Source organism: Arthrobacter sp. efr-133-R2A-63 (assembly GCF_030209795.1).
Classification (GTDB): domain Bacteria; phylum Actinomycetota; class Actinomycetes; order Actinomycetales; family Micrococcaceae; genus Arthrobacter; species Arthrobacter bambusae_A.
In genome coordinates, this window is record NZ_JARVRG010000027.1 from 108,477 (window position 1) to 115,563 (window position 7,087).

Genomic DNA, 7,087 nt, shown 5'->3' on the forward strand with positions numbered 1-7,087 from the left:
GTTTAATCGCCATCACATTTTCCGCTCGAAGACCGGAGGACCTGGACACTTCAGACACACCCTCGCCGCCGGAGACGCCTTGCGAGTGTTGGGTGGATGGCGGGAAATAAAAGCAAGTGGCACCCACTCGTGTGGAGTTAATTTCGAATTTCTAGACTCAAATCACCTGCAGCAGGAAAAGGAATGCCTCATTCATAAATCTCATTGATGGATTTATCCAAATAGCCGGGTTACATCCCGTTGATGGATTTATTCGAAATGGGATGAATTGAGGGCTTCCTCAGTGCTGCGCAATTAAGCAAAAGGGTCTCAACAAGCGCCGTCCCCTGCGCCTGCGCATCACCTCCAGGGCCAGCCAACCGACTTGCCCCAGAAACGATGAATCACGGGGATATGACATGTATCAGCAGGAGTACAGGCACAGCGGGATCAGCGGAGGCAGCGTCCTCGCCCTGATATCCGCGGGGGTAAGAACACTCACCAGGTACAAGGCATCAATAGTCACTTGGGCAATCGTGGCAGTCGTCGCCGTTGCCGCCGTGACGATGCAGAACTACTCACAGATATTGGCGCCAGGAGGCACCAGTTCCGCCATCGCACCGCTCCTGGGCTCGGGAGCCGGGCTCACCCTGCCTTCGCCGGCCGCTGCCAATCCGACGCCGGTTGAAAGCGCTGCCCCGGCAGCCACGCTGGTGCCCGTGCCCGCACAGACGCCAGCCGCCGTCGCGCCTTCAGCCCCCGCAGCGGCGCCGGCAGTCGCAGCTCCACCCGCTGCGGCCCCTGATCCTGCGACGGACACGAACGCCTACACGGTGGTCAGCGGCGACACCATCGGCTCGATAGCCGCCAGGTTCGGCGTCGACGTCAACGCTATGCTGGCAGCGAACGGCCTCAGCGCGTATTCGGTGATCGTGCCCGGCCAGGTGCTGAAGCTGACAGGACCGTCGGTTGCCGCGGCCCCGGCAGCCGCTCCGGCACCAGCACCGGCTCCTGCCCCTGCTCCTGCTCCGGCGGTGCGGACCATCTACGTTGCGGGTTCAGGTGGCCAGGCCGCTGTGGATAGTTGCATTGGCCCGATCCACTTCACGCCCACGGACGCCTACTCGCTGTTCATTACAGAACACGATTTCTGCGGAGGATGGGCACAATTCTCGGGGATCGGCGTCGGCGAGAAAGTGAGCATCCCCGGGTACGGCATGTACACCGTGACAGCCCGCGGCCAGGTGCCCCAAGGCGGGACCACCAACAACGTCGCAGCGGTATTCGGCGGGTTTCCCCGGGCGGTACTCCAGACGTGCATCCCGGGAACCAACCAGATGCTGGTAATCGCGTTGAACTAGGGCTGGCCCCGTCGGCGCAGCTGGCGACGGCGCCTTCCTGACCCTCTTTGAATCCGGGAAGGCCTGGCGGGAGGCCTGCGGAACCCTGCAGCCCAAATATGAGCAGGCCGGGAGCTCAACGCTCCTGGCCTTCTTCTGTTTCTGTGGTGATGGGGATGTTCGATCTCCCGATAAGACCTCGCTCAATAGCTTCCATTTTGGGAGACTGAATCAAGACCTGAGATTGGGGCGAAGTTGGACGGACAACAGTGGATCTGGGTTGCGACGGTACTGGTCGTCGCGGCTGTGGTAGCCATTGTCATGGCCTTCGGACGCCGCGGATAGTCTCCGCTTGATCGCAAAACGCGTTGCCAGTCCGCCGCAAACGGCGAGCCAAGCTTTCGCATCACCGACTCGCCCTCAAAACAGGACGCACGGGGGTCAGGCTCGATCAGGAACAGATATCAACCGCTCTGCGCCCGGTTGAGCATCGCGGATTGGTTGGGGCCGCCTTTCAGGGCGCGACAGCTTCGCATACTTCCGCTTCGAGCGCCACAGCACCAGCAGATGGAAGGAACACATCAGCACGACTGTGATGCCAACGAAGACCACAAGGTCAATGAGAAAGCGGCCAAAATCCACGAGCAGCGATGCCTTTCGGTCCGGACAACCTCCTGATCGTAGCTTGAGATGGCCACACAAACGAAACGGCCTCAATACAGGGTGAACCTCAAGGAAACTCTAAGAAAAGATCAAGATTCAACTAAGAGTGTTCGACCGGGCGCCAAATGCTCCTGCAAAAATCTGATTTAGTGTTAATCCTGAACCCTACTCTGCGGCCGCTCCCGGGGACTTGCGCGCTGCCCGAAGCCAGGATTCTGCATGGTTCGCGGCTGTCTAGTGGATGGCTGGCAAGCAGAGTTTCGATGGTGCGGGTAACTCCACCGCAAGCGCGTAAGAGCGGGCCATCGTCGAGAAGCGCCGCCACCTGAGGATTGGGGGACACCCAAGTGGCGGCGCCCTCTAAAAACTATCGGCAGGTCGACGGTGCTCCCAGCCATTCAGCAGGATCTTTACGAAATCTTTACGGCTAGTGCCCAGCAGGCTTGCGGGCTGCGGTCAGGACAGGGGGGAGATTCAGCTTGCGGGGTGGTGGCGACCGGAGTCTTTTGCCGGGCACCCGGCCTACTTGTTCCGACGTCGTCGCGACCGTTCCAGGATAACCACAGCCAACAGCGCGGCGCCCATGACGAGGGGCATGCCAGCCGTGAGAAGCCGCACGAGGTTTGGGAAGAGGGCCGCGAGGAGCGCCATCGCCATCAAAATGAACAAAGCGAACCCGATAATGGCGACTCTAAGTTTCATCATCAGTGCCCTGTCCGCGCGGACCGCCCGCATTTGAAGAGGACTCATCGCGGGCATCGTCAAAGAAACGCCGGGCTCGCGGCAGCCACAGCGGGCCGATGAGGGCAATAGGAACAAGGAAGAGCAACCATCTCCATGACGGTGGCCAAGAAAAGCCAAAACCGCACACCACGACGGCGAAGCTCAAGTAATAGCGCATGTTTCGATCGCCGTGCTTGAGGGCCTGCACCAAGCTGGCACAGATCACGGAAAGCAGCAGCAGGACAAATCCAAAGAGCCACGGAACCCAGCCCCATGGCGGTCCCGACACCATCTGGAAGACGGCCCCGACGCCGAGGACGTCGATCACCGCTAAGGCAACCATGAACGCCCATACGGAGAAGACCACTTCGATTGGGGGCTTCCTTCCCTTGCTCCGGGATCTCATGACCAGAGCGTAAACCCTGGTCCTGGGCCCAAAACAGCCCATCCAGAAGACGAACCCCTTGTGGTCACGGCCCCAGAAGCAGGCTCAAAACAGCAGCAGGCCAGAAGCGAAACGCTTCTGGCCTGCTGAAACTTGTAGCGGTGGGGAGGCTCGATCTCCCGACCTCACGATTATGAGACGCCCGCTATTTGCATGCCACGTCAGTAGATTCGGCGCACGAACTATCCAAAAACCATCCATGCCGATTCGATTCCATCGGCCTCAGACGCTCGGCCACAGGTCTCAACCTGCGCTGAGCAGACGATCGACTGCTTGGGCTGAAGAATGGAGATCATCTTCGTAATAGTGGGCGTAGACGTCCATCGTAGTCACCGCCGACTTGTGGCCTGCGATTTGCTGCACGACCTTCACATTGGCATTCCCGCTGATTGCCAAGCTGACAGCGGTTCGTCGAAGATCGTGGAATATGATGGGAGGGAAACTCGAGTCGGCCGCTTGGCAGCGTTCTATGGCGGGATGAAACACCCTACGAACGAAGTTCGAGGCCCGGAGCTCCCTCCCGGACGGCGACGTGAAAACGAGCGCTCCGTCGGATGCGCCGCCAATATGAGTGGCAAGAACAGAAGCTACGGTCTCCGGGATTGGAACGGTTCGCGGCCTGCGGCCCTTGGTCGTTTCCCGGAGCTGTTGACGTCCATCTACAGTTACCAGCGTGGACTGAACCCTGACTTCAGACCGGCTCCCCAAGGTCAATGAGGATTTGCGAAGCCCGGCAATTTCCGACCATCGCAGACCCGTCGTGCCAGCGAACAAGATGAGCAACCCATAAGAGTCGTGAGACTTGCCATCATAGCGGCCGCCTCGGGCACACTCCGCTGCCAGCATTCGGAGCTGCCCGGCGGTCAAAGCGTTGCCTTCTCTGACCGGTTCCGGAGTGGGGATGTTGTTGACAGTAGGATTCCTGGCGATATTAGTTGCAATGTAGCCTCGGTCGACCGCGTGCTGCAGCATGCGCCCGAGTTGCCGATAAGAGCGACGGCGTGAGTCGTCGCTCTGGAAGGTGGTCAGCCACTCATTGACAACCGGAAGTGTGATCTGGGCCAACGGGCGATTCTCGAAATGAGGCTGAATGTGCGTCTTGTATATCCTGCGGTATCCGGCCACAGTCACAGGGGACGCCGGCCGAGCACCACCGGCACCCGAGGTCTCAATACGCTGAATCCACTCTTGATACAGGTCGTGGAATCTCATCTTCCCGCTCTTGCGGGTGTCTATCAGCGTGCCGCCCGCTTTGGCGGCCTCGACGCCCTGAAAGTGCTCTTTAGCCGCCCGCAGCGTACTGAATCGCTTGAATATGCGCTTTCCGTCAATCCGATAATCGACTTGAAGCAAACGGCGGCCTACATGGCTGTGAGCGAAAAGTTCCTGGCAAATCATCTGCACGACGGCCCCAAAAGAATGCGAGTGGGAGGCAAAGCGATCTACAAGCTTTCCACGTCGAGAACTACATGCGACAGATGGAGGTTCGGTAGTGAATCCATATCGCATTCAATGGATCAACCGCATCCGCTTTGACGACTCCTTGAGCGTCAATGCGAAGGCTGTCGCGGAGATTTTGGTCTCCGCTGGGGTCTGCGGACAGGTGGCTTTGACCAACTGGCAGCGCGTCAATCGCGCGCTGGGGAAGTCCTCCGGGGACCTGGCGGTTCGTCATCAAATCAAGGAGCTGCAGGCAGCCGGATATCTCGGCCGATACCAAGGCAACAAGTACAACCAAAGCCGAGGGTGGAGGCTGTACCTCCCTGAGGAGGAATCGAACTTACTTGAATTCATGGACCAAGCCGCGTGATCACCGGAACTGAGCCTCAGGACAGGCAATTCCCCACGTTCACCCTGGCCGAGTCACTGACCATGGCAAAGCCCACATGGCTCGTTGAGGGGCTGATCTCGACATCCATCACTTTGGTCAGTGGAAAGCCCAAGTCAGGCAAGAGTGCACTCGTCACCGCACTCATCACCTCGATCCTTGCGGGCGAGCAGTTCCTCGGCCGTGATGTGAGAAATGTGGAGCGCGTCATCGTGGTCGGCACGGATGCAGGCGCGCTGGATGAGTATCGCGACAGGCTCTTGGCGGCCGGGGTGACCGCAACCCTTGCGGGGGAACGCTACCGCTTTGTGCCCGCGGAACGCCTCGATCATCAATTCTGCCGAGACCTGAGCAAACATCTGCGCCCGGGGGCCAATGATCTCGTGATCTTCGACCATCTGTCCGACATGGCAGGCGACTTCAATTCCCAGGCTGACGTGGCCAACACGTTCGCGGCCATGCGGGCCGCGTCCGGAGACGCCGCCATCATCGTCCTCGCCCACTCAAGCACAGCCACCGGACCGAACGGGTTTTCCTCCAAGAAACCGCTTGGCTCCACGGTGATTGCTGCCAAGGCCCGGTGGCTACTTCATGTCGAAAGGCGAGGCGACAACCGCTGCATAGTCACGACCAGTGGCAATGGGGCGGCAGGCGAGGTCCTAAAGCTAGATGTCGGATCCCACGTCAGTGATTTCTCACTAACAGAGCTGATGTCCTCCGAAGCGAAGGAAAGAAAACGACGAGAAAGTAGCAAGAAAACGCTCAACGCTCGGGCCGAACAAGCCGCATGGTACGAGGAAAACTGCCAAGGGCTCTCCAACGCCGAAGCCAGCCGCAAGCTGGCTGCAAAGTTCGGGGGATCCTCGGGGACCTACCAAAATCGTCTTTCTCCCCAAGGCTCGCTGCGGAAGCTTCTCGAGTCACGGTCTCACGGCCTCACGGCCTCACCCCCTATTACGTGAATGCTGACGCATCCACTCAACCCCACTAGTTCGTATCGAACTCTTACCTATGCATAAGGGTTCTGTAGCTCCAGCGGAAGAACCCTGGCCTGGCCTCCGCCCTCAGGGCTGCGGCCAATCCGCGAAGGCCTCAGCCGTCGCGGGCCTTCGCCGGAGCTTCGGCCCGCCAGCGGACCGCCTGCTTCTGCCTGACCTTTGGCAAAGGAATGCTCACTTAATGCCTAAGCCTGGGCTTCTGGCCCAGGCATTCAGAACCAACTCAACCGGTTCCGCCCGGAACCACCATCAAGGAATCACCATGGTCAACTTCTTACCAACTCCCAACAACCACAATGGCGTCAAACCAACGTGCGCCAACGCGATCCAGAGGGAGTCCTTTGGACTCCTCCCCCCGGCCAGTCCCGTGACAGCCTGTGGTTCCCGCAGGCGTAAGAGCCAAGGAAGGCCCGAGACTATTTGGCAGGCCCGTCTCTGGGACGCAACCAAGCGTCACTACATTTCGCTTGGTCTTTGCCCGCTCTGCGCCTCCCAAGCGGCCTGGGGTCACCAGCAAGGATTCACTAGGGTGAATCCGCCGTGCTTGGCATGCTTGCCTGTGGTTCTCACTTTTCCTGTCAATGAGCCCGGCGAGTGGCGCTCAAACTCGCCTCGACGAGGGGCTCCCTTCTCGGCAGCGTTGACTGCCCTTCGGTCCTGAGCGAGGCACCTTGCGGACGCCGTCGGGCGGAACATCCGCATTAACGTTCGCCCGTCGGGAGAACCGACCTCCGTTGGCCCGAACAATCCGCAAAACAGACACTCCAAAGGCTCTGAAGCCGATCTGCTGGCAACGCCAACCAGCACCGGAGCGGTGACGTCCAACGAACCCAGAGTGTCGCCAAAACCAGGCACGCTGGCAGTAAATGCGGTTTCCCTTTGGTACCTCCCAATCGATGGCACCTCACAGCGGTGCGGAGGCGTGTCGAGTCGTTCTCGCGGTTCGGGCCGTCGCCACACGGGGCACCCCTCTCTAAAGGGGGTGCCCCGGTGGCTTGTTGCCGCCAACATGATTGCGAGGAGGATTGTTAACGGACCAGACAGCCAGATTCACGGGGTCAAGTCCCGTGGAGTGGTGTAACGGTTGATCCTTCGCTTAGGCGCTGAGGGC

General features: G+C 59.7%; 6 protein-coding genes. 3 read left to right on the forward strand and 3 right to left on the reverse strand.

The window, feature by feature from the left end; genetic code table 11:
• Positions 1-398 precede the first annotated feature (398 nt).
• Positions 399-1,340: a LysM peptidoglycan-binding domain-containing protein gene (locus QRN45_RS15735; protein ID WP_284763914.1), complete on the forward strand. Its 942-nt coding sequence runs from the start codon at positions 399-401 to the stop codon at positions 1,338-1,340.
• A 1,164-nt stretch (positions 1,341-2,504) separates the two neighbouring features.
• On the opposite strand, the gene QRN45_RS15740 is transcribed toward QRN45_RS15735, so the two are convergent.
• From QRN45_RS15740 to QRN45_RS15750, 3 genes are all read right to left on the reverse strand, one after another.
• Positions 2,505-2,687, reverse strand: coding sequence for a hypothetical protein (locus QRN45_RS15740; protein ID WP_284763916.1), 183 nt, complete (start codon positions 2,685-2,687; stop codon positions 2,505-2,507).
• Entirely contained in the window at positions 2,674-3,111 is a 438-nt protein-coding gene (locus QRN45_RS15745; RefSeq protein ID WP_284763918.1) for a hypothetical protein, read from the reverse strand. Before QRN45_RS15745 ends, QRN45_RS15740 begins: the two co-directional genes overlap by 14 nt.
• 282 nt (positions 3,112-3,393) lie before the next feature.
• On the reverse strand, positions 3,394-4,548 hold the full coding sequence (locus QRN45_RS15750; protein WP_284763924.1) for a tyrosine-type recombinase/integrase: 1,155 nt from the start codon (positions 4,546-4,548) through the stop codon (positions 3,394-3,396).
• Positions 4,549-4,642: 94 nt separating this feature from the next.
• Between QRN45_RS15750 and QRN45_RS15755 the strand changes: the two genes are divergently transcribed.
• Together QRN45_RS15755 and QRN45_RS15760 are read left to right on the forward strand one after the other, a co-directional pair.
• Complete coding sequence (locus QRN45_RS15755; protein ID WP_284763920.1) at positions 4,643-4,960, forward strand: hypothetical protein; 318 nt, start codon at positions 4,643-4,645, stop codon at positions 4,958-4,960.
• A complete protein-coding gene (locus QRN45_RS15760) occupies positions 4,957-5,940 on the forward strand; it encodes an AAA family ATPase (RefSeq protein WP_284763921.1) in 984 nt (327 codons plus the stop codon). The genes QRN45_RS15755 and QRN45_RS15760 overlap by 4 nt, the downstream gene beginning before the upstream one ends.
• The last annotated feature ends 1,147 nt before the right edge of the window (positions 5,941-7,087 follow it).